Source organism: Eubacterium segne (genome assembly GCF_014287775.1).
In the GTDB taxonomy this organism is placed as follows: domain Bacteria; phylum Bacillota; class Clostridia; order Lachnospirales; family Lachnospiraceae; genus Eubacterium_G; species Eubacterium_G segne.
Map to the genome: position 1 here is coordinate 53344 of NZ_JACOOZ010000011.1, position 23952 is coordinate 77295.

17 protein-coding genes are annotated in these 23952 nt (G+C 36.1%); 4 read left to right on the forward strand and 13 right to left on the reverse strand.

Translation table 11 applies throughout. From position 1 onward, the window contains the following. Window positions 1–303: 303 nt before the first annotated feature. The 7 genes from H8S00_RS13010 to H8S00_RS13040 form a co-directional block, all read right to left on the reverse strand. The gene (locus H8S00_RS13010; protein ID WP_021952378.1) at window positions 304–2205 is read right to left on the reverse strand and encodes an ATP-binding protein; all 1902 of its coding nucleotides are present in this window, start codon (window positions 2203–2205) and stop codon (window positions 304–306) included. Next, entirely contained in the window at window positions 2202–3266 is a 1065-nt protein-coding gene (locus H8S00_RS13015; protein WP_186840697.1) for a metallophosphoesterase family protein, read from the reverse strand. The genes H8S00_RS13010 and H8S00_RS13015 overlap by 4 nt, the downstream gene beginning before the upstream one ends. Before the next feature lie 270 nt (window positions 3267–3536). After that, a complete protein-coding gene (locus H8S00_RS13020; RefSeq protein ID WP_186840698.1) occupies window positions 3537–4010 on the reverse strand; it encodes a hypothetical protein in 474 nt (157 codons plus the stop codon). A gap of 15 nt (window positions 4011–4025) precedes the next feature. After that, a complete protein-coding gene (locus tag H8S00_RS13025; RefSeq protein ID WP_243169601.1) occupies window positions 4026–4916 on the reverse strand; it encodes a cohesin domain-containing protein in 891 nt (296 codons plus the stop codon). Between the two features lie 173 nt (window positions 4917–5089). Beyond that, window positions 5090–7204, reverse strand: coding sequence for a hypothetical protein (locus tag H8S00_RS13030; protein ID WP_186840700.1), 2115 nt, complete (start codon window positions 7202–7204; stop codon window positions 5090–5092). Window positions 7205–7279: 75 nt separating this feature from the next. After that, on the reverse strand, window positions 7280–9214 hold the full coding sequence (gene glgB / locus H8S00_RS13035) for a 1,4-alpha-glucan branching protein GlgB (protein ID WP_186840701.1): 1935 nt from the start codon (window positions 9212–9214) through the stop codon (window positions 7280–7282). 68 nt (window positions 9215–9282) lie between these two features. Beyond that, window positions 9283–11565 (reverse strand): hydratase, encoded by a 2283-nt coding sequence (locus tag H8S00_RS13040; protein ID WP_021952383.1) that lies wholly within the window; start codon window positions 11563–11565, stop codon window positions 9283–9285. Between the two features lie 316 nt (window positions 11566–11881). Between H8S00_RS13040 and H8S00_RS13045 the strand changes: the two genes are divergently transcribed. Next, window positions 11882–13009 (forward strand): glycosyltransferase, encoded by a 1128-nt coding sequence (locus H8S00_RS13045; protein WP_158576887.1) that lies wholly within the window; start codon window positions 11882–11884, stop codon window positions 13007–13009. Between the two features lie 43 nt (window positions 13010–13052). Further along, on the forward strand, window positions 13053–13841 hold the full coding sequence (locus H8S00_RS13050; RefSeq protein WP_118589611.1) for a lysophospholipid acyltransferase family protein: 789 nt from the start codon (window positions 13053–13055) through the stop codon (window positions 13839–13841). A gap of 68 nt (window positions 13842–13909) precedes the next feature. Here the strand turns inward: H8S00_RS13050 and H8S00_RS13055 are convergent, their stop codons facing one another. The 6 genes from H8S00_RS13055 to H8S00_RS13080 all read right to left on the reverse strand — a co-directional run bounded on the left by H8S00_RS13055 (window position 13910) and on the right by H8S00_RS13080 (window position 21839). Continuing rightward, window positions 13910–14593, reverse strand: a complete 684-nt coding sequence (locus H8S00_RS13055) for a hypothetical protein (RefSeq protein ID WP_118589612.1) — start codon at window positions 14591–14593, stop codon at window positions 13910–13912. A 101-nt stretch (window positions 14594–14694) separates the two neighbouring features. Further along, window positions 14695–15069 carry an immunoglobulin-like domain-containing protein gene (locus H8S00_RS13060; protein WP_118589613.1) on the reverse strand — a complete coding sequence of 125 codons (375 nt, stop codon included), beginning with the start codon at window positions 15067–15069 and terminating at the stop codon, window positions 14695–14697. 125 nt (window positions 15070–15194) lie between these two features. Then, the gene (locus H8S00_RS13065) at window positions 15195–16187 is read right to left on the reverse strand and encodes a fibronectin type III domain-containing protein (protein WP_021952392.1); all 993 of its coding nucleotides are present in this window, start codon (window positions 16185–16187) and stop codon (window positions 15195–15197) included. Window positions 16188–16319: 132 nt separating this feature from the next. Beyond that, window positions 16320–16919, reverse strand: a complete 600-nt coding sequence (locus tag H8S00_RS13070; RefSeq protein WP_021952393.1) for a hypothetical protein — start codon at window positions 16917–16919, stop codon at window positions 16320–16322. A 15-nt stretch (window positions 16920–16934) separates the two neighbouring features. Next, the gene (locus H8S00_RS13075) at window positions 16935–18146 is read right to left on the reverse strand and encodes a hypothetical protein (RefSeq protein WP_118589614.1); all 1212 of its coding nucleotides are present in this window, start codon (window positions 18144–18146) and stop codon (window positions 16935–16937) included. Between the two features lie 918 nt (window positions 18147–19064). Next, a complete protein-coding gene (locus tag H8S00_RS13080) occupies window positions 19065–21839 on the reverse strand; it encodes a glycoside hydrolase family 3 protein (protein ID WP_186840702.1) in 2775 nt (924 codons plus the stop codon). Window positions 21840–22150: 311 nt separating this feature from the next. Here H8S00_RS13080 and H8S00_RS13085 point away from each other — a divergent pair, with 311 nt between their 5' ends. Both H8S00_RS13085 and H8S00_RS13090 read left to right on the forward strand, forming a co-directional pair. Next, a complete protein-coding gene (locus tag H8S00_RS13085) occupies window positions 22151–23449 on the forward strand; it encodes a phenylacetate--CoA ligase family protein (protein ID WP_186840703.1) in 1299 nt (432 codons plus the stop codon). Between the two features lie 11 nt (window positions 23450–23460). Beyond that, on the forward strand, window positions 23461–23892 hold the full coding sequence (locus H8S00_RS13090) for an ACT domain-containing protein (protein ID WP_021952398.1): 432 nt from the start codon (window positions 23461–23463) through the stop codon (window positions 23890–23892). The last annotated feature ends 60 nt before the right edge of the window (window positions 23893–23952 follow it).

Below are 23952 nucleotides of genomic sequence, written 5' to 3' on the forward strand. Positions count from 1 at the left end.
CCTCGCTTTCTTTTAATATTTCGAGGTGTATACTATTAGTTTTTCTTAATCTCTTTATAGTATACACCGGATATAAAAAAAATACAATAGCGAGCCGAAAAATCCCACTCTAATCCTCACATCATAGTATTTTGTTTACATCTTGCATTTATTATATTACATATATTTCGTTGTGTTGTCAAGTTATTTTTGTTCATTTTCTTTATTTTATATCAATATATGCATTTTATGTGCCTTTTATTTTATTTTCACAATAACAAAAACCTCCAGCGACTTGTATCACTGAAGGTTTGATTTCTTATTTTATAATTTTATAAAATTGTGATGTATTTTCAACTTATCCGCCATTACTTTTTCTCTGGTATGGCAGGAGAAAATAATAACCTGTTCCATGCTTTCAGCCATAAACTTCATTGTGTTGCCCATACGTTTATTATCATACATAACAAAGGCATCATCTAAAAGAATCGGCTTCTTATCTTTCTCAAAAATAATGTCAGCTGCTGCAAGACGAAGCGCCATATATATCTGCTCCACCGTTCCTTTACTAAGCTTAGATGCAGGAATTAGTGATTTTTTACCATTAATGGAAATGTTTAATCTGTCATCTATAGAAAGATTATCATATTTTCCATTGGTAATCTCCGACATATAAAAGGACGCCTTTTCATTTAACTTCTTTCCAAAGCTGTTTCTAATTTCAGTAGCTATTTTTTCAATATTTGTCTTTGCCTCTTCAATGGCATCAATTTCAAACTTTGCTTTTTTAATAACTTCAAGTCTGTGATTTGATTCATTAATTCTTGCTTCAACTTCAATATCTTTTTCTTTTTTCTGCTCCAAAATCCAGTTAGCCTTGGAAATAGCCTCATTCAATTCCCTCTCCTGCTGCTCTATTTCCTTAAGCTCATCGCTACAATCTTCTGAATTTACTTCCTTTTCCTCTTCTGCCTTTATCAACTCCTGTGTTGCCTCAAGGGCATCTTTTTTGCTGTCAATCTGATGCATACAATAAGTTTCCTCATGCTTTGCCGCATCTAACTTGTCCAGTACCAGCTTAAGCTCTTTCAGGCTTTCAATTTTCTTATTGCGTTTCTTTTTGTTAACAAAAAACTTTACAACAGATAAAATCAGACACACGCCTGCCAGTCCTAAGCAAATCGCAGGCTTCATCCAATATTCCCCTACATATAACAAATCAACATTGCCAACGGTAAAGCCAATTGCTGCCCCAATAAATGCCATGGTAAGAATTATAAACACAATCGGTATATTGCTTCTGTTTACAACCTTATCTGTAAGCATATCCATGGTCTCCCAATTATCAATACCCTTGCTTTTTAATTCATTTTCCAATGACTGCTTATGGGATTTTATCTGCTCTAACATAGAGTTATACTTTTCAAGCTCCGTGGTATATGACAAAACCTCCTGATAAAGATTCTCTTTTCTCTCATTTTGCCTTGCCAGTTCCTCCAGCCTTTTGGCATCCCTTGCAGACAAATCCTTTTTCTTTTCCTGAAGACGTGCCACAGACTCCTTTTTCTGTTCAATAGAGGCAATAATTGTGTGCTGTTCTCTTTCTGACAACTCCAATGTATCCTCGTCATCTCTTATATATCTGCGGATTTCATCCTCTTCTCCAATTTTATTTTCAGAAATAATCTTTCTTTTTTCGGTATTTAACTCCTCAAAAGCCTCTTTTATATTAATTTCCATAGACTTTGTGGAACCAAGATTAGCTGCATAATTTTTCAGTATATTCTCCAGTTCCTTGTCAGTAACGCTGCCTAGCTGGCTTATGCTAATGGTATTGTAATAACAGCTTTCATCCAGTCCCGCAAACAGTTCATCTATTTGTTCCTGAGATAATTCAATACCTAAATCCTCATTTATTACCTTAAAGCTCTTATTTTCCTTACTAAAATTGCGCTCTATACGATAGTTCACTCCATCGCTTTCAATTCCCATGGTTCCCTGATAATTAGAAGGATTGTCCCATGGCTGGTATTTAGAATAGGTATCTTTAGCACTTGCCTTTCCTCTTTGCTTTTCAATTCCAAAAAGCATACCTCTTATAAAGGTGTGAAGAGTGGTTTTCCCTGCCTCATTTTCACCATATATAATATTAAGTCCCGGCTCAAGAGATATATATTTATGATTAAATTTACCAAAATTCGTCAACTGTATATCTTTTATAATCATACCTTACCCTCCATAGCCTGTGATAAAGCTTTTGTGCCATAATAAAGTGCCTTCTGCTGCAACGGATTTAATGGTTCCTTATCTAAATACTGACCAATAAACATTCCAAGAATATTATCCTTATTGTCGGCATACATTTCCTCAAAATCAAAATCCGGAATTGTTTCATCAATAACAGTTACTATATTGCCACAATCCATTACGTCTTTTATGCTTATTTCAAATTCAGGATCCCTGTAACCGTTAAATGTTACACGGTACATGTTATCCTTTCCTCTTTCATTAAAAATGTCGGAAAGTCTGTGTCTGATTTCCATATTTGTAGCATTCGGCGTTACCGTAAAGTCCAAATCAACATACTGTCTTTTAGAAAATGGCACAAATTCAAACTCCAGACCTTTCTTGTCCACTTCTCCGTATATATAGCCACGCTCACCTGTATCATTCACATCAATAGGCTCTAAGGAACCACAATAAGCCATTTTGTACTTTTCATCCATAAACGGCTTGTGAATATGTCCCATTGCCACGTAGTCAAATCCTGACATTGCCACTCTCTTTTTATTAATCGGAATATGCTTTTCATCACCACCATGAGCCACCAGAATATTTATCATATCAGGTCTGTCCACAATAATGTGATCATACATTCCATCTGTTATTTCTGTCTGATGGTAGCTAAGTCCATAGACACATGCGTTAAGTTCCGAGATTTCCACTTTTTGAACATTCTCACTGCCTAGAAAAATAACATTATCACTCCACTTAAAGCCATCGTAAAATGACCCCTTTTTAATGGCATCATGATTTCCGGCACACAGCACTACTTTAGTTTCAGGTATTGTTGAAAAAAGATAGTCCACCTCTTTTAACTCCCTAAGCAATGGCTGTCTGTGAAACAAATCCCCGGCAATAATCAACATATCCACCGGCTGTGCTTTAATTTTCTTTATTAATCTCTCAAAAGTCTGCCAGATTTCATCTCCACGGTTTTTTGCCCACTCTTTTCTGCTCTCCGGCATGGCTCCTAAATGAATATCTCCTGTATGAATAAAACGCATAGTCCCTCCCGAACTTTTTTACTATCTTTTAGTATAACATTAATGGATTTTTCGGTCAATTAATCAGAGAGATATGTTATGGTTTAATGAGAATAAAATATGAGTTTTAATATTTGCATCCATAACAAAGAGGCCATCCACTAATGTGAATGACCTCTTTATTATATAATATTATGTTATTTTTATCCCACTAAATAGTGTACTTAACCCATTTTTGTACATTGCTTACAGAATCCGATTCCTGAATTTCTGAGGTGGACTCCTTTTGCTCTACCTTCTTAAATAAGTATGTGCATAACGATACTGAGTCTTGTAAGATGCAACTACTGTCCTTGTACATTCATAATACCAGCATGGAGCACTTCCGTATAAATAGAAGAATCCTGCCGAATTAGAATTCTGGCTTCCTGTAATTGGCAAATCCTGACCATCCCATACAAACTTGCTTGGTGAACCGAATTTTCCCGGCTTGGTCATAACTAATGTGCTAAAAGCTTCCCCTGACTTTGCATCTGTCAATGTAAGCTTGGAATCATATTCAACCCTAAGTACCGAGCCTAATATTCCCGGATTGTCCTTTATAGACACATTTACAGATACTGTAGAGCCGGGAATGGCATTTTTCCCTTCTACACTAATAATAGCTGTTTTCCCTGTTGCAGCTTTTATGTCAACCACATTCGCCGGAAGCATAGAAAACATCATTGCTATTATCATCAATAATGAAATGAGTTTTTTCTTCATAATTTATCTCCTGTGTTATTTTACATTTATACATCCATTTAAAATCTGTACATCTAATGACATTAAATTATTATCAACTATACTGTCATTTTCTCCATAAGAAATTTCTATTGAATGCTTTCCCTTTGGTGCTCTATCTGAAACGTCAAATGTTAAAATCATTATGTTTCCGTCCTTTATCTGGGAAGAATTAATTTCCGTTCCATCATATATGAATCTACAGCCACTTTCTAATACGCCTCCCGGGGTAAAGCTTAAAACTCCCTTTGTTGCCTCACCTTCCTGAACATCTTTAAGTTTCATAACTGATTCATCATATTTTATGGCAAATGACATTCCCAAAATTCCCGGATTGTTGTTTATATTAACTGCTACCTTTACTGATTTAGCTCCTGCCTTTGTATCCACATTAGCTACACTAAAATAAGGCTTCGTTCTGTTAATGTTGTCAGTTGTTTCTTCCTGTTCATCTTTTTTAGTAGTCTCCGGCTCCTTTGTAGGTTCTTCCGGTTTAGTAGTAGGCTGCTGAACCGGTGTTGTAGGCGTCGGCTTTGCCGGCTCAGGCTTTGTTGGTGTAGGTTTTATTGGCTTTGGAGTTGGCTTTTTCTTTACTGTAACCTTGCACTTAAGAACCTTCTTTCCTACCTTGGCACTGATAGTAACCTTTCCGGCTTTCTTTGCCGTAACTACTCCTTTCTTTGAAACTGTCGCAATTTTTTTGTTACTGCTTTTCCATGTAACTTTTTTTGCATTTTTTACCTTTAATTTTTTCTTTTGTCCCACTTTTAAGGTTATTTTTTTATTGCTTAATTTTGGTGCCTTTTTTGCTTCGATTGTACTTACTGTAAGCAATGACATAACAAGAACTAAAGCAACTAACCCAACTAATGATTTTCTTTTGTTCATGGTTTTCCTCCTTTTTATCATTAAACCGGATAACTACACTTTTTATAGAAAAAATTGTCACTTTCCAATATCTGTAAATAATTGTATCCCATTACATGCTATATTTCTACTTTATAATTGTTAATTTTGTTATATTTAATGCCTTTTTTTCACTTTATGTTTAAATATATTTTCTACTGATAGTTCTCCTCAAACACCCATATTTTACTACCCCTTTCATCTATCACCAAACCATAAACTTCCCTTGCGGCTTTTGTGGCATCCTCCTTTTTAGAATACACTCCCTGAAGCATTCCATATCCATATACAAAATATCTGTCTTCAGTGGTTTTTACAAATTTAGAGTCAACCTCTGTTCCTGTAGAAAATTCCACTGTTCCCCATTTGCCAATGGTAAGCTTGGTTGTGGCATTAAGATTATTGGTAAAGGACAGCGCCAGTTCCCTCATTTTCATGTCATCGGTATAATAGCTTGAATTAGCAACCCTTACCGTATCCTCTGTGTTATCAAGAAGCTGGTCATCCTCTAAACGCTTTCCTTTTCTAAAACGCTTAAAGCTGATAATTGTATCTGTAATGGTTACGTCTGTCATGGTTATTCCGCTTTTTGAATATGACTTAACCAGGTTTAAATCAGAATCCACTATGTTTAGTGTTTCAATAGGAAAAGCATCGTATTTCTTATCCTTTGAAATTGTTCCTGTTCCATATACCAGATTAGCACCGGTATATCCGCATACTGCAATTTTCTTACCTTCTTCTGCCTTAATTTCCTTTTTCTCTCCATTAGTTAAATCAATAACGGTAATACTGTCACTGTTGTAAATACTTCCATTGGTGTTATAAGCAATTACTGTTCCCTGCTCATTTACACACAGACTTCCATCCTCCATGTTCTCAATCAATGTTCCCCATTCCTTTGTTTTTAAGTTCACATAATATACTGCTTTTCCTAGCATTATATATAATGTTCCGTCACCTTCATAGCAAAGCTGAGACATTTGATTTTCCAGAATCCACGCCGGCTCATTACATGGTATAAAGGCTTTTTCCACTGATTTATTATCCTTAACACTGTAATCCATTATGGAAATTCCATTTTTTCCACCATGATTTACACTTGGACTGTAACCATATATCATGTATTCTGCATTTCCATCATTATCCACCTTTATAACTCTGGAGCGGGTCTTGTAAAGCTGCTGCCCGCTTTTTGCCCTGCTGTTATATACACGATACATTTTTTTGCCGGTAACATCAAAAGTATACACGTCACCATTTATCTCATATCCAATAAACTGTCCGTTAGAGCTTTCTACATTAGGAACCGTTGTCTGCTTCTGTATTCCCAAATCAATAAAACTGTTTCCAACATTATTCTTTGAAGCAGCCCAAACCTGATTTACCTCCCTGTCATATGCCAGTACATACTGTTTACCTGCACAGGTCCACACTGTAATGTTTTCAGTAACATTGTAGGTTTCCTCCACCTTTTCAGTATTTGTTGCCTTCATCTGATAATTCATGGTGTAGGTTCCTGCCTCGCCGCTGTCTTTTATACAAAAATCCTTGGCATACACAGTTGTATCAGTGCTCTTTGCCGGGTGAAGTGTCTTCCACACCAGCATGCTGTAACTGGATTTAATGGTAGTCACCCCTAAATTATCATTAGCTCCCTTTGCATCCGGCTCAATATATGCCACTAATCCCTTTGCCTCGTTTTCATTAAAGGTTCTGTCACTAAAATCCTTGGCAAAGGCAATCTGGTCTTCAACTACATCTGCACCTATTTGCATAACCCTTGTGTAATAGTGCAGATTTTTATGTTTATCTGTAGACATGTTGAAGGTAAGAAAATATTCTTTTCCCTTTTCCATAATGGCACTTGCCTGATAATCAAAGGCAATTTCCCCGTCATTTTCCTGTAAATCCGTGATTTCTCCACTATCTAGAAGAGTGTCACCTTCTGCACTTACCACCTCATAAGATAATTTTTCAATCTTATTTTTGTTGGATGTTATTTCCATAGAAACCTTATTGTCTGTACCTACCGGAATAATACTATCTCTAAGGTGTGCATAATTCATTTCCATTGTGTATCCGTCTATGGTTCCAATAACATTGCTTCCTGCATATACCTTCATGTCAGGAATTTTGTCTGTCATTTCTGCCACATCATTTTTCTCAGGCTCCCCTGATGTATGATTTTTATTGTACATTATTCCAAATGCACTTGCTCCACCTAATATAATTAAAATAATAATTACGATAAATACCTTTTTTTTCATCTTTTTCTCCGAAAATTCTCTGTATTGTTACTGCCAACAAAGGGCAGCTTAACAACTGCCCTTTTTAGTTAATCTTTATTTCTTTTTTGTTGTTTTTGCTTTCTTCTTTATTACTTTAGGGAATTCAAAAACTACTGATTCCAGAGGCCTAAGTGGTATTTCCAATCTATATGGCTTACCATCAGCCTCCTGTTTCTTTGCTTTATATTTCACTACTTCCGTATCTCCTGTTTCCGTAGTAATAATTCTCTTGTATGTTCCGGCTTTTGGAACACCAACTACATAGTCAGGTCTTTCCACCGGTGTAAAGTTAAATACGAATCCCACAGAATTCCTGTAATCAGGCTCTGTTGTTTTTCTTATAAAACTAAATATACTTCTGTCTCTGTCATCTGCATTTATCCATTCAAAAGCTCCATAGCCTTTTGTTTCAGTATAAAGTGCCGGATATTTCTTATAGATATGTAATAATTTCTTTACATAGTCCTGCATATCCTTATGTTCAGGTTCGTCTAACAAATACCAGTCAAGACTTCTTGCCTCTGACCACTCCTGAAGTTGGGCAAATTCCTGTCCCATAAACAAAAGCTTTCTTCCCGGATGTCCCATCATAAATGTATACGCCGTCTTAAGGTTTTTAAATTTATCTGACGGGTACCCCGGCATCTTGTTAATCATTGAACATTTCAAATGAACTACCTCATCGTGGGAAAGAACTAAGATAAAGTTCTCACTAAATGCATAAGTCAGTCCAAATGTCATCTTATTATGATTATTCTTCTTAAAATACGGGTCAAGCTTCACATATTCAAGGAAATCGTGCATCCATCCCATATTCCACTTGTAAGAAAATCCCAGTCCGCCTTCTTCCGGTGCCATGGTAACCTTCGGCCACGCTGTAGACTCTTCTGCTATAATATAAGCCCTTGGATTTCTATATCTCATAATACTGCTTAAATGCTTAAAGAACTCTATTGCCTCTAAATTTTCATTTCCGCCGTACTTATTAGGAACCCATTCTCCATCTTTTCTTCCATAATCAAGATAAAGCATTGATGCCACTGCATCTACACGAAGTCCGTCTATATGATACTTTTCCACCCAGAATAAAGCATTTGCAATAAGGAAATTGCTAACCTCTGTTTTAGAATAGTCAAAAACCTTTGTACCCCAATCAGGATGTTCTCCCTTCCTAGGGTCAGCATATTCATAAAGAGGTGTTCCGTCAAACATGGCAAGTCCGTGGGCATCCTTTGGGAAATGCGCCGGAACCCAGTCCAAAATAACTCCGATTCCTGCCTTATGAAAAGCGTCTATTAAATACATAAAATCCTGAGGCTTTCCATATCTGGATGTAGGTGCATAATATCCCACAACCTGATACCCCCATGAACCGTCAAAAGGATGCTCTAAGATTCCCATAAGTTCCACATGAGTATATCCCATATCCACCACGTAATCTACCAGTTCATCTGCCATCCTTCTATAGTCATAAAATCCATCTTCATCATCCGGTCCCTTATAGTCTTTTCTCCATGAACCCGGATGCACCTCATAAATTGACATAGGCAGTTCGTAGTGACTTTCCGATGCCTTCTGATGAATCCACTTGGAATCATTCCATTTATATGAATCAATATTGGTTACTCTTGAAGCATTGCCCGGTCTGACTTCCGCCCAGTTTCCATATGGGTCGGACTTGTACAATGTGTCTCCACTTTCCGTGGAAATCACATATTTGTACATTGCTCCTTCTCCAACTTCCGGAATAAACAGCTCCCATATTCCTGAATCATTATCCATAGTCATATTGTGATTAAATCCTAACCAGTCATTAAAATCGCCTATAACTGCAACATTAGCTGCATGGGGAGCCCATACTGCAAAGTATGTTCCCTTAACTCCATCTATTTCCGTAATATGAGCACCCAGTTTCTCATATATTTCATAATTAATGCCTTTACCAAATAAGTAACAGTCATCTTTTGTTATGGCTAATTTATTTCCCATATGGTGTCCTCCATCTGCATACATTATGCTTATATTTTTCCGACTTGTCTGTTTCCGGAAGATTGATTTTAAACTCTGTTGTAGTTAATGAGACAACCCTTTAATATAATGTCACGTTCATCATCTGTCATTTCACCAAGCTTTAATGTAAATGGCTTTAATTCATCGCCAACTACATATGCCGGAATTTCTGTTGTCTTATTCTTTACTGCCTCTGCAATATTTGGAACGAAAATAAAGTCATCCTTCTTAAATGGGAGCTCTTCCTCTTCATAAATAAATGGAAGCATACCCCAGTTAATAAGGTTTGAACGATATCTCTTTGTAGCGTACTCCTGAGCAATATTAGCCCATCCGCCCAGAACCTTCTGACATGATGCAGCTTGTTCTCTTGCTGAACCGTCACCAGGTTTTACAGCATAAATTGTACTTCCTACACCTAAATTTTCTTTATTCACATCAGCAAATTCCTTCTTGATTGTTTCAAGAATCTTCTTATATTCATCTGAATATTCACACATACACTGGCCTGCTTCTCTTGCCTTTTCTACCTTCTGAACTTCCTTTGCCTTTCCTACATATTCAGGGTCTTTTCTTGAAAGTGCAAATTCTGCAAGTCCTAATGGGTTAGAACGGTATGATGAAGTTTCACCTGATGGAATAAGTTCATCAGTTGTTGTTACAGGGTCATGTATTTCTGATACCACCTTAAGTAACAAATTGTCTGTAAGTGCAACCATTTCCGGCCAGTCCTTAATGTTAGGGCCAAACTGGATTTCCGTATCAGGGTCAGCAACACCGTGAGAATCAAATACTCTGTTTTCGTAAATAGTCTTATCAAAATGATACTTACGTCCCTTGTATTCAACATCCATATCTGTTGCTGCTGTAAGATATCCCTTGTTAGCTGCTGTAGCTGCAATTGATCTTGCATCCATAAGTGCAACTGATGCAATCTGTCCGTTCTGCAACTTGCTTCCTTCTCTGTTAGGGAAGTTACGTGTAGAATGTCTGATACTGAATGCATTGTTTGCCGGTGTATCTCCTGCTCCAAAACAAGGTCCGCAGAAAGCTGTCTTCATAACACCGCCTGCTTCCATAATGGAGGCTGCTGCACCATTTTTAATAAGTTCCATGTATACTGGCATTGAAGCCGGATATACGCTAAGGGTAAATTCATCCGATCCGATATTCTTTCCTGTAAGAATGTCTGCTGCTGCACAGATATTTTCAAATCCACCGCCGGCACATCCTGCAATAATACCCTGATCCACGTATAATTTACCATTCTTAATTTTGTTTGTAAGTTTATAATCAACCTGTCCGTCTAATGAGACAAGGGCTTTCTTTTCAACATCTCTTAAAATATCTTCAAGGTTAGCATTTACCTCGTCAATAGTATATGTGTTACTTGGATGGAAAGGCATTGCTATCATAGGCTTAATCTTTGATAAATCAACGTATACCATTCCGTCATAGTAAGTAACTGCTCCCGGATTTAACTCCTTGTATTCCTCTACTCTTCCATGAATATCGTAGAACTCTTTAATCTTCTCGTCTGTTCTCCAAATAGATGAAAGACATGTAGTTTCTGTAGTCATTACATCTACGCCGATTCTGAAATCAGCACTAAGATTTGAAACTCCCGGTCCTACAAATTCCATAACTTTATTTTTAACATATCCTTTGTCAAAAACTTCTCCGATAATGGCAAGTGCCACGTCCTGAGGTCCCACTCCCTTAGCAGGCTCTCCTGTCATGTAAATTCCAATAACTCCCGGCATGTTAATATCATATGTCTGGGAAAGAAGCTGCTTAACAAGCTCCGGTCCGCCTTCACCCATAGCCATGGTACCAAGGGCACCGTATCTTGTATGTGAATCTGAGCCAAGTATCATCTTTCCGCCACCGGCAAGCATTTCTCTTGCAAACTGATGAATAACTGCCTGATGAGGTGGAACATAAATTCCGCCGTATTTCTTAGCACATGTAAGACCAAACATATGGTCATCTTCATTAATTGTTCCTCCAACTGCACATAAACTGTTGTGACAGTTTGTAAGTACATATGGTATAGGGAACTTCTCAAGTCCTGAAGCTCTTGCTGTCTGAATAATACCTACAAATGTAATATCATGGGATGTAAGCTTATCAAACTTAATCTGAAGCTTGTCCATATTTCCTGATGTATTGTGATTTTTTAAGATGCCGTATGCAATAGTATTCTTTGCTGCATCTTCTTTTGAAAGATACTTATCTCCTAATTTGCTCTTAAGTAATTCTTCCTGACCGTCCTCAATCACTTCTGTACCGTTAATGAGATACGCGCCGCCTTTGCTTAATGTTATCATTTTCTCCTCCTGCAATCCTAACTTTTCAGTCTGTATCTGTAATACTTAGCTGATATTCAGGCAAAATAATATGCCTTAAATGATGGCAGTGCCAAAGGTACTTTTGACATTCGCCTATATAAAATATAGTATACAAAATTTCCGGTTTCAAATCAAGCAAAGCAGTGTCCGGTTATTGCAACAAATATATGTTTTTGTATGTTTTTTATTTCTTGATTTCATGTACTGCCTATATTAAAATACCAATATGTGAGATTAAGAAAGGTTTTACCTTTTTAATATATATGTCATAAGCCGTGACAGAATGGAGATTAGTATGATAATTGCAGTAGTTAGCGATGTCCTTGGAGAAGAAAATAACGGTACTACCATTGCCGCTATGAACCTTATACGTTCCCTAAAGGCTAAGGGCCATGAGGTTCGTGTTATCTGCCCTGACGCAGACAAGGCCGGCGAAGACGGTTATTATATTGTAAAAACATTAAACGTTGGGCCTTTTAATAATTATGTTAAGAAAAACGGAGTTAATATTTCAAAGCCTGATAAAAAAGTCGTGGCAAAGGCTCTAAAGGGCGTGGATGCCGTTCACGTTATGGTTCCTTTTCTTACAGGATGCTACGTTGCAAGATATTGTCACAAATACGGCATTCCCCTGTCTGCCGGTTTCCATTGCCAGGCAGAAAATTTTTCTAATCATTTCTTTTTAATGAATGATAAGCATTTTAATAAAAATGTATATAAGTTTTTCTATAAACATTTGTACCGTTATTGTGATGCCATTCACTACCCTACCCAATTTATTCGTGATACCTTTGAAAAGGTGGTAGGGCCTACTCCGGGACATGTTATTTCCAACGGAGTTAACCGCCAGTTTAACCGTGATATTCCAAAGTATCACGTTAATGACGGTCTTTTCCGTATATTGTTTACCGGACGTTACAGTCGTGAAAAAACTCACATTGTGCTTTTAAAAGCTGTAAATAAAAGTAAATACCGAAACCGTATCCAGCTGATTTTTGCCGGGGACGGTCCTCAGAAATCTAACCTGATAAAGTATTCTAAAAGACATTTGCCAATACAGCCTACAATGAAGTTTTATTCAAGAACGGATTTGCTTAAGGTTTTAGGAACAGCTGACCTTTACGTCCATGCCGCGGAAATTGAGCTTGAAGCCATTTCCTGCTTAGAAGCCATTTCCTGTGGTCTTGTACCTGTTATTAATAACTCCCCCCGTTCCGCTACCCGGTACTTTGCCCTTGATGACAAAAACCTGTTTAAATGTAACAATGTAGGGGATTTGGCTAAGAAAATTGACTACTGGATTGAACATCCTAAGGAAAAGGAACAGCGAAGTCTGGATTATGCTGATTTCGCAAAGCAATGGGCTTTTGATAAATGTATGGACAGTATGGAAGAAATGATTTTGGGCATCATAAACAAATAGATAAATAATAGTGTTCTAGTGAAATTAACGGAAAAGGATTTTTATGAAAACAATTTACTATACAGATGAATTAAATGATGATTTTGCGGCAACTAACGGGATAAAAACTCAGGCTCTTCCCCCGGACTATAAGTGGATTCACACCGGTTTTCTGTGGAATTTCTTTGCAGATATTTTGTACTATCTTATAGTGTTTCCTTTGGTAAAGATTTTCAATACCATTGTCGTAGGGCTTCATGTTAAAAATCGCGGTGCTATAAGGCGGTTAAAATCCGGTTGCTTTTTGTACAGCAATCACACCATGCATATTGACCCTCTTCTTTCTGCCGATGTTTCAGGCTGGGGACACCGTACTTATTTTATGGCCGGAAATGATGCTTTTTCCATTAAAGGACTTTACCATTTAGTTGCAATGCTTGGTGCTATGCCCCTTGGCTACGACATGGCAAGTATGAAGGAAATGCTTAACACAGTTTCTAAACGTTATCATCAGGGCAGCTGCATAACTATCTATCCTGAAGCACATATATGGCCTTATTATGTAGGCATACGTCCTTTTAAAAGTGCCAGTTTTGCTTACCCTGTACTTTTAAACGCCCCGATAGTGGCTATGGTTGTAACTTACCGCAAACGTAATTTTCCTTTGGGACTGATATTTAAGAAACCCGCCATTACCATATATTGCAGCGACCCAATGTATGCAAACCCTACTCTTAGCCGTAAAGCTGCCAAAGAGGATTTGCGTAACCGGGTTTATTTATGGATGAAGGAAACCGCTGAAAAATACAGTACTTATGAATTTATTCATTATGAAAAAGAAAATGAGGAGTAAAAAGGAACTTTTCAGCCCCTTTTTTGGTTTTGTTCTCAAAGATGTTCTCATAAGAGACTTATTTTTCATTATTTTTCATTATCTTCCAAATAAATCTTTTTTAATATCAAAGCTAAAACTATTATTAAAAAGATTTCCGGTATGATATAGCAATACGGACTATAATTTACATTCAGCAATGGAAGCCAAAAATCAAAATATGTATCCGGTTCGTCCAATGGATGCATGGTGTTAGAAAAAATAGCAGCAATTATATAATATGCTCCTATCGCTTTTACCAGACAGCCCTCATTTTTAGTATCTTTCCGTTTTAACTTAACCAATACCAATATGATATTGCTTAAAATGAATGTAATGATTATTTTTGCGTATATCGTTTTATAATCCACATAAATATCATCATATGTTTTCAGTATTTCGGAAAAATTTACATCCAAATGGTAAAACACGGCTTCTATTGTTGCGTAAATATTTATAAATATAACAATATATTCAGAAATACTTCTTTTATTTCCGTACTTGCTTAGTATTATTCCTAATATACCTCCAATTAGCAAGCCAATTATCGTTCCTAATATTTTATCATTTGTGACAAATAAAATCATTTCACCTAATACTATAGAATAATACAAAATTATAACTGTTTGTTTATGTCTGATTTTAAGAAATTTTGAAATAAGAATAATTCCTATAAACATCCTTATTATAATTGTTAACAAATATAAATTATTACCAATATTAAAATAATCCATCTTCACTCCTAACTTACTTTCCTAGCTCCCTATAAGCAGTATCTCTGAATAAAATCCCACCATCTCCTACAGGTAGTTGTCTTGCCGGTGTAAAATATCCATTATTGTAAAGAAAAACGATTTGCTTTTATAAAGATTATTTTATATTTACCTTTTTTTAAATTCCTGCCAAAATATTTTTTCCATTTTATCTTTATCGGCTTCTTTTCATTTTGTAATATTGTTACGGTTTTCGCAAACTTAACGCCTTTCTTAAAATGTATTTTCTTCCACTTTCCTTTAACCTTCTTTTTTAATACAAATCTTTTGGAAATATATACACTATTCTTTCGTTTATTGTTAACAGTTATTTTAATGTACTTATTTGTTGCGTTAACTACATTAACTTCTACACCTTTTATTTTTGATGCTTCTACACTTTTTTCACTTGGTACAATAAGCGCTATTGCTATTATCAAAATCATCAATCTTTTCATAACTTTTTATATCCTTTAATATTTAGTCTTAAGTTTCCCTCAGAGCATTTTTAGGGGCTGCCACTTTAACGCTTATAAATCATTAAAATGACAGCCCCGCTATGTAAACCTTATATTATTTCTAACTATTTCTTTGTTTTAACAGCCTTCTTCTTTGTCCATTTGCTGTATACTGTATCTTTTGACATATTGTATTTTACAGCTCTGACTCTTACATAATACTTTGTTCCCTTTTTAAGCTTTGTAAGCTTGTATGTGGTTTTCTTTATTGTTTTTGTCTTTGCTCCCTTAAATGAACCTTTTGTAGAATACTGTACCTGATATTTCTTTGCTCCGCTAACCTTAGAAAACTTCAATGTTGCAGTAGCTTTTTTAGCCTTTTTAGAAACCTTATTTGCTTTTAACTTCTTAACAGATGGTTTGCTAATAGTATTGTCAGCTTTGTATTTAGCTTTTGCTGTTTCTAAAGTTACATTTGAATTTGTAGTTGCAAATAATGTCTGATTCTTTGAAATCTTAACATCAAATGTTGCAATGTTTTTGTTTGTTTCACTAATTGTTCCTGTTGTTGCAACAATTGCCTTTGGCATTTCAACATTTACTGTCATTTTTACTAATGAATCCATATCAAGACCTGCTGCCTTAAACTGACTTGCTATGTCTCCGTCAACCATTCCTGCATCCATTCCGCCTAAATCGTTCATTTGTGAAGCGAAGTCCATTTTTAAATAAAATGTATCAGTTGTTACATAACCTTCTCCACCTTCAGTTATATCCTGACTTAAGTTTCCTTTTTTGATAGTCTGATTTCTTGTAATCTGATAATATGTTTTACCATCTCTTACAACCTTCTTAGCTCCTGCTTCTGCAAATGATTTAGGAAGTTCTTTTCTTAGTTCCTTCTCATATAATGCAATTTCCACATTTGAAAGCCCACTTGCCTTAAGCATCTTAAGTGTAGCATCAATGTATGCTTCTTCATCAATTTCTACATTAACAGTAACCTTTCCTGTTCCATCAGCATTAATCTTAATGTCTGACTGCTGTGTAGCACATCCTGTAAATACCATAACAACTACCAGCATAATTGCCATAACCTTAACTTTGATATTTTTCATTTTTGCCTCCTGTAAAAAATATTTCCGGGGTTCAAATTTTGTTGCCCCTTGACTGATAAATTAATTATATTCTATATTCCAAAAAAAGTAAAACTATTTTTAGAGCATTACTAAATACACTAAATTACTCTACTACTTTGTTAAATCAAAAACACCTATGGCATATTTTTCCTTACCTGCATAATCGCTGTACCCTATGCCTTTTTGGGCTTTGCGGTCATGGAGAAATACTTTGCCGTTGTATATTCCTCCATCTTCAGAACAAAATTTAAAATAGATATACATTGCTTTATTTGTTTGAATTGCTCTAATCTTTTGATATGATGTGCATGCCGTTATTCCCTCCTTAAAGCCTTCACCTTTAACATCAGTGGCAAAAAAGTACCTTGTGTCATCTAAACCGAAATTAAATAGATTTTCGTCATTTCCACTATCCGTTTCCATTTCCCGCATATCCAAATCAGGGTACATCACTTTTATCCTCAAATAGCCTGCTGATTTATCACTCTCAAAAAAATACTGATCCATAACCATTGTGTATCCATCTACCTCTATTGTCTGGTTTCCTGTTTTATAATTTTTCACTCCATACTGCTCTTCTAAATTAAGTACATCAGGAAAATATTTATTTTTTACATAATTATATATTGGATTCTTTCCATATATACTTGTAATTATTGTTAGGGCAATGATTACACCTATCACAACTGTTATTACTGTTTTTTTCTTCATATATTTATCACCTAATTATTTAATTGTAAACTTAAATGCTTTATCAACACCAGCATATGATTCCTCTACGCTCTTATTCTTTCCTGTCACTAATGTATATATAGCTGTAAACTTTCCATCATCTGCCAAGCACACCGCCACTGAAACCCAATCTTTTTTTGTCTGTATGTGTTTATAATACGGGTGGAATACAACGATGTTTGACTTTCTTTTCAAATAGAAAATTATACCTATTCCCTCATTTGAATATTCTTTAGTTTTTACATATGGGAAGTTTGCAAGAGCAGTATCATTATTTTTATGAAGTTTAAATGCACATCGTATTCCATAATTATCTAAATAATACTGATTATTCTTCAAAGTATTATAATTATCATTATACTTCATATTAACTGATTCTGATACATATTTTTCATTTAGTATCACACTTCCACCATCAGTTCTGTGCTCATATTGATGTTTTGTCCAGAAATGACTCACCGATGTTTTTCCAGCATATGCGTAATCATATACCACATTATCCCATTTCATTGCTATCGTATCTAACTCTCTGTATTTGGGCATTTGATCCCACTTAAAAATTGCATGAACATAAAGGTAGTTCTTTTTATTTTTTGCTTTCGTACATATAATTGTTTTCTTAAGCATTGTCTTATTTTTCTTATCATTTGTTCCACCTTTATGCTGTGTCTTTGCTTTTACCTGCAGAGGTCTTATTCCAATACCCTCTAATATACCTTCAATGACAGAAACTTTGTCTTCCTCACTGTCTTCTGCCTCCTCATCATAATACTCTTCCGCAATATACGCATTAATTTCCTCATCTGAAACCGGCACCATTTCTTCGTCTGTAACAGATACTCCATTTAACTCCTCCGTATCCTTTATTGCATAATATTCAGCCTGTACTTCTATATCCTCTGGATTAAGTTTATTTAGTTCGTCAATATATGTTTCCGAATATTGACATATTTCGCCATCAAACACACCCTGTTCATTTAAAGCCTCTTCCACCTGCGGTTCAAGCAAACCTGTATCTACACTTAATTCGTCCTCAACTTTTTGCTCTATGTACTCATAATCTTCCATATTTTCGGTGAAGTTCTGATTATCCTCCCCTACCATAGATACTGTGGTATTATCTACCGCATAAATACTTGTTGGTTCCCACCCCCCTACAATAATTAATGTTGTTGCCATTGTAATTGCTAATATTTTCTTAATCATATGCAATTCCCCTTTCAATTTTTATATTTATTACAACATTTGAAATTCAAATGCTTAATACTTCTTTCGTCTTTAAACTTTTCATTAATTTAAAGTAACACTTACACTCAAAGTTATATCTATTATTCTACTGATATAGTTAACAAGCGTCTGTTATTTATTCTATTATATGTTTTAACTTTAAGGGATTTTGTCTTTCCTGACTTTTCATTTTCCACATATTTAGACAAAATTTTCCATGCGTTGCTACTCTATCATAATTGTATCAATATTTCAAGTGTTTTAATTACCCGGAAATAAAATACAAAAGTGCTTCTTCCCAATAATTTGACTACGTATAAACAAATCAAACCGGGAAAGATTTGATTTGTTTTAAATATCCTGGTAGAAATTGGCGCCTTACAGGCTATAATCAATGAATTGAACCCGGAAAACAGCAATTTCACAAAAATATCCTGGCATGAATAGCCTTTTCACCGGTTAATACAACCGGTATTTACGTGGATTTTGGCATTTTATATCTTCTTCCCGGTTCTTTGCTGCGCATATTGTTGTTTTTAACCCTTTAATTACCCGGAATCAATTCATAAATTCGTCTTTTCCGGGTAATTGCAAACAATTTCAGCCGACGAAGGTGCGATTCCTACCGGGACTTTTATATAAAATCATCATTTTCCTGGTAATTGCACCTTCTTCCCACCAAAAAAGCTGCCACACCTAAGTGCAACAGCTTTTTCGCTCTCATTCTTTATATTTAACGCAGCTTAGCTATATTTTAAGCCGCCATTAAATCTCCATCTAAAACTTCCATCTAAATCTTTCATCTAAAATCTTTCATCTAAAATCTTCAACTAAAAATTTCGCCCAGAATCTCCATCTAAAGCTTCAATTAAATTTTTCAGATGACATTTTCAATTATTATTTTCCTTTATGCTTCTTTATCTTCTTGAACTGTATGTACTTAACTTCAATACCTGCTAAAACATCCTCCAGTTCAATGTTGTAAACTCCCTTGTCTAACTTAACCTTGCATAACTTCTGGGTAATCCAGTTACCATCAGTTCCGTTAGTCTGGATAACAACCATAGTCTCACCGTTGGCATTAACATTTACCGTTGACTGGGCAAGATTTGATTTTGCAAAAGAAATATTCACAATAATAGAATATTCTGCCTCATCTTCCACAACCATTGTTGCAGTTTTCCTGCCATCAAACATAATCTTATCGCTGTCTGCTAACTTCTGTACATCATATTCTGCCTTATCCTCAGACACTGCCCCGTAATGTTTAGCCACGTCAGTATCAACTAACTCTCTATTAATAACCGGTGCATTCAAAATAAATGTACAAATGTTAATTGCTGCTCTTTGAAGCTCTCCAACTGTAAGTCTTCCCTCTTCAACAGACTTCTCTGTATCATCATTATTTGAATTAATTTCAGCACCATTGTTATTGACAACCATGTAAACGTCATTCTGTGAGCGAACCATATCACGGGTTTTCTGACCTGATTCCTCACCTTTTTCCACAACGTCATTCATTTTTGCCCACCAGTCAGTCATAACAATACCTTCATAACCCCATTCTCCACGAAGAACTGTTGTACAAAGGTCATAGTTTGAAGCTGCCCAATGTCCGTTTATAGGATTATAACTTGTCATAAGAGTCATAACCGTTTTTTCCTTTACAGCCATTTCAAAGGACTTAAGATAAATTTCTCTTATAGCTCTTTCTGAACAAACTGCGTCAACCTTAAATCTGTGTGCTTCCTGACCGTTAAGTGCGAAATGCTTGATAGTTCCCCATGCACCGCCGTCTTTAATACCACCCGTAGATGCTACTGACATAGTTCCTGAAAGATAAGGATCTTCTGAATAATATTCAAAGTTTCTTCCGTTAAGAGGATGACGATGAATATTAACTCCCGGTCCTAAAAGTGTGTCAACTTCATTTCTGCAAAGTTCCATTCCCTCCATGGTGTAAAGTTCCCTTACAAGCTTTGGATTCCATGATGCTGACAAAGCAGTTCCAATAGGAAGCTGTGTAGCCTTAGCTTCCATTCTAAGTCCGCTAGGGCCATCTGCCGTACAGGCTGCCGGAATACCATAGTTAAATAATGAATCGCTTAATCCACCAAAAGCTGAAGCCGTTCCTTTAGTTACACGTGGGTTGCTCATTCCTTCACCTCTGACAATCTGTGCCAGTTCTTCCACACTAAGCTGTGCAACAAATTCCTCCACACTGCTTTTTCCTGCATGAACATCCTGAAGGGCAATTCCAACATCACCGGTAATTTCCATTGTTTTTGGAAGATTCTCTTCAATTCTCTTTCCTAAATCAACTGTCGGCTTCTGAGAAGGTATATAAACTTTCTCATAACTTCCATCTTCCTTTTTTGCCCCCGGCTTTAAGATAGTTAAATTATCATCATCCGGACACATAACCTCTGACAACTGTTCTACTACAACTATGTCATCTAACTGATATGTAAATACGCTTTCGCATTTTTTAACACTGTTACCAACTAAAATCTCGTAATCTCCTGCTTCTAATACATAGCATGACTTGTGACCTGTCACTCCTGAATCATCATAAGAAGCCATTGAATACTCATCTACATCAATTTTTATAATCTGACTTTCTCCCGGATTAAGGCACTTAGTTTTCTCATATCCACACAAAACCTTTGCCGGTTTTCCCAGCTTGCCCTGTGGTGCCTTACAATATACCTGAACTACTTCCTTTCCCGAATACCTGTCACCTGTATTTGTCACCTTGATTTCAAGACTGATTTTTCCATTATCTGCTTTTGCTGACAATGTTTCAATATTAAAAGTTGTATAAGACAATCCATATCCAAACTCATATACAACTTTGTCCGGTGCAAATGTTTCAAAATATCTGTAACCAACATAAATATCTTCTTTATAAAGATTAGTAAACTGGTTTCCGAAATTTTCAAAAGATGGATAATCTTCCAAATTAAATGCCACTGTATCCGGCATCTTTCCGCTAGGAGTTTCCTTTCCTGACAATACATCTACAACAGCGTCACCGCCTTCCATTCCGCCTTGCCATACAAAAAGTGCCGCCTTAATGTGACCCTTAAACTCCTCATTATTAATCCACTTTACATCAACAATGTTTGATACGTTTAAAATAACACACACATCATCAAATGCTTCTGTAATATTCTTTAAATTCTCTTTCTCTTCATCTGTAAGTAGATAACTTCCCGCTCCGTTATAGTTATCCTTGTCTTCACCGGCTGTACGTCCAATAATATAAACTGCCTTGTTAGTTGTCTCAGCCTGCTTTTTAGCATATTCAACGCTTATGTCCATATCCTTCTGGAACCATGGCTCACAAGCCCATCCGCCACCGCCATTATCAAATGGATGGTCTTTAATCCAGTTTACATAATCTGTAACCAGTTCTTCGTTTATAGATAAATTACTGCTTTTAAATCCATCAATTATATTTTTAGCATACTCAACATTTACAGCTCCACCTGAACCTGTACCACTTCTATAGTAATCCAGCTGTGGACGTCCAAATACTGATATTTTATCTTCTTTAGTAAATGGAAGAATGTTGTCTTCATTTTTTAGAAGTACAATTCCTTCTGCTGCCGCCTGACGGCTCTTTTTCGTGAACCCTTCAACCGGAACACCTTTTAAACTTTTTTCCATATGTTAGTTGCCTCCAAATTCTAATTTTATTCAAACACATTTTGTTACGTGATTTTCTTCCAAATTTCTTTAATTGCACTATACCATATAGCTCCACGAATTACTAGATTTTATGGGCAGAAAAACATTTTTATTATGGTGCTTAAACGCCCATTTCAAGCACCATAAAATGTTGCTTTTTGCTAAAAGAAATCTATCTTTGGGGAGTTTTTGTAACGTTTTTATATTAAAAAAAGTTTATTGCGCAAGTACCCTAAATATTGTAAAATCATATTATAAATATTTACGACCGAGAGAAAGGATTTACAAAAATGGGAAAATATTTTCAAGAAGATATTGAGACTGCTTCCCGCGAGGAAATCGAGCAGTGGCAAAATGAAGGACTTGTATCTGTAGTAAAACGTGTTTATGAAAATGTACCTTACTACAGAGACTTGATGGACAAGGCAGGAGTTACACCTGACGATATTAAAAGCACAGCAGATTTACCGAAGCTGCCTTTTATTACAAAGGATGATTTAAGAGATGCTTATCCATATGGTTTACTGGCAGTTCCACTTAAGGACTGTATCAGAATCCATTCCACATCAGGAACAACCGGAAGACGTGTTGTTGACTTTTATACCAAAAAAGATATTGATATGTGGTATGACGGATGTGCCCGTGCCATTGTTGCCGCTGGTGGAACTGACGAAGATGTATGCCATATTGCATACGGATACGGACTTTTCACCGGTGGTTTTGGTTTAAATGGTGGTTCCCAGAAGGTAGGATGTCTTACACTTCCTATGTCATCAGGTAATACCGACAGACAGCTTCAGTTTATGACTGACTTTGGTTCTACTATTCTTTGCTGTACTCCTAGCTATGCTTCATATTTGGCAGAATCCATTGAAGAACGGGGACTCAAGGATCAGGTTAAGTTAAAAGCCGGCATTTTCGGTGCTGAGGCATGGTCTGAGGAAATGAGACACGATATTGAAAGCAAGCTTGGCATTAAAGCATATGATATTTACGGTCTTACGGAAATTGAAGGACCGGGAGTTGCTTTTGAATGTGAAGCACAAAATGGCATGCATATTTGTGAAGATTATTTTATTCCGGAAATCGTTGACCCTGAAACCTTAGAACCTGTTCCTGACGGACAGATTGGTGAACTTGTATTTACAAGCTTTGCTAAAGAGGCTTTCCCTCTTATCAGATACAGAACAAAAGATATTACATATATCACAAGGGAAAAATGTTCCTGCGGACGTACTCATGCACGTGTTCACAGATTAATGGGTAGAACTGATGACATGCTTATTATAAAGGGTGTTAATGTTTATCCTTCACAGGTTGAAGAAGTTCTTATTAAACAGGGTATGCCTGCTAACTACCAGCTTATTGTTGACCGTGTAAATAACAGCGATACCATGGAAGTTCGTGTTGAAATGACACCGGAAATGTTCTCAGATACAGTAAGTTCCATTGAAAAGAAGGAAAAAGATATTGTTTCAGCCCTTAAGAGCATGCTGGGAATTTATGCCAAGGTTAAACTTGTGGAGCCAAAGTCCATTACCCGTTCAGAAGGTAAGGCTGTCCGCATAATTGATAAACGAAAAATTTAGGAGGTAGACTTATGTACATTAATCAGATTTCAGTTTTCGTAGAAAATAAACCGGGAAATCTTGCAAATTTTACAAACTTTCTGGCAGACAATAACATAGATATCAGAGCCTTTGAAATTGCAGATTCCAGCGACTATGGTATTATTCGTATTATAGTTGATAAACCTTTTGATACAGTAACACTTTTAAAGGATAATGATTGGATTTGTAACCTTACACAGGTTATTGGCATTAGAATTGCTGACAAGCCAGGAGAAATGGCTGCAGTCCTTAATGTTTTAGCAGATGCCAAGGTTAGCATTGATTACGCTTACACCTTTGTAACAAGAAATACTGATGATGCTTTAATGATTTTTCGTGTACAGGAAAACGAAAAAGTTTCATCCCTTCTTAGCAGCAAAGGTTTCAAGCTTGTAGCACAGGAAGATTTGGCAAAACTATAAACTTATAAAATAACTTATCATCCAATGAGGCTTCCCCTCAGATGTATTCACTACATCTGA

What these genes read in the sequence shown, in the direction of transcription:
- H8S00_RS13065 (WP_021952392.1), bottom strand. Translation starts at nt 16,187, where the DNA reads ATGAAAAATATCAAAGTTAAGGTTATGGCAATTATGCTGGTAGTTGTT.
- H8S00_RS13045 (WP_158576887.1), top strand. Translation starts at nt 11,882, where the DNA reads ATGATAATTGCAGTAGTTAGCGATGTCCTTGGAGAAGAAAATAACGGT.
- H8S00_RS13085 (WP_186840703.1), top strand. Translation starts at nt 22,151, where the DNA reads ATGGGAAAATATTTTCAAGAAGATATTGAGACTGCTTCCCGCGAGGAA.
- glgB (WP_186840701.1), bottom strand. Translation starts at nt 9,214, where the DNA reads ATGGGAAATAAATTAGCCATAACAAAAGATGACTGTTACTTATTTGGT.
- H8S00_RS13075 (WP_118589614.1), bottom strand. Translation starts at nt 18,146, where the DNA reads ATGATTAAGAAAATATTAGCAATTACAATGGCAACAACATTAATTATT.
- H8S00_RS13090 (WP_021952398.1), top strand. Translation starts at nt 23,461, where the DNA reads ATGTACATTAATCAGATTTCAGTTTTCGTAGAAAATAAACCGGGAAAT.
- H8S00_RS13055 (WP_118589612.1), bottom strand. Translation starts at nt 14,593, where the DNA reads ATGGATTATTTTAATATTGGTAATAATTTATATTTGTTAACAATTATA.
- H8S00_RS13030 (WP_186840700.1), bottom strand. Translation starts at nt 7,204, where the DNA reads ATGAAAAAAAAGGTATTTATCGTAATTATTATTTTAATTATATTAGGT.
- H8S00_RS13025 (WP_243169601.1), bottom strand. Translation starts at nt 4,916, where the DNA reads ATGAACAAAAGAAAATCATTAGTTGGGTTAGTTGCTTTAGTTCTTGTT.
- H8S00_RS13040 (WP_021952383.1), bottom strand. Translation starts at nt 11,565, where the DNA reads ATGATAACATTAAGCAAAGGCGGCGCGTATCTCATTAACGGTACAGAA.
- H8S00_RS13070 (WP_021952393.1), bottom strand. Translation starts at nt 16,919, where the DNA reads ATGAAGAAAAAAACAGTAATAACAGTTGTGATAGGTGTAATCATTGCC.
- H8S00_RS13080 (WP_186840702.1), bottom strand. Translation starts at nt 21,839, where the DNA reads ATGGAAAAAAGTTTAAAAGGTGTTCCGGTTGAAGGGTTCACGAAAAAG.
- H8S00_RS13015 (WP_186840697.1), bottom strand. Translation starts at nt 3,266, where the DNA reads ATGCGTTTTATTCATACAGGAGATATTCATTTAGGAGCCATGCCGGAG.
- H8S00_RS13050 (WP_118589611.1), top strand. Translation starts at nt 13,053, where the DNA reads ATGAAAACAATTTACTATACAGATGAATTAAATGATGATTTTGCGGCA.
- H8S00_RS13010 (WP_021952378.1), bottom strand. Translation starts at nt 2,205, where the DNA reads ATGATTATAAAAGATATACAGTTGACGAATTTTGGTAAATTTAATCAT.
- H8S00_RS13060 (WP_118589613.1), bottom strand. Translation starts at nt 15,069, where the DNA reads ATGAAAAGATTGATGATTTTGATAATAGCAATAGCGCTTATTGTACCA.
- H8S00_RS13020 (WP_186840698.1), bottom strand. Translation starts at nt 4,010, where the DNA reads ATGAAGAAAAAACTCATTTCATTATTGATGATAATAGCAATGATGTTT.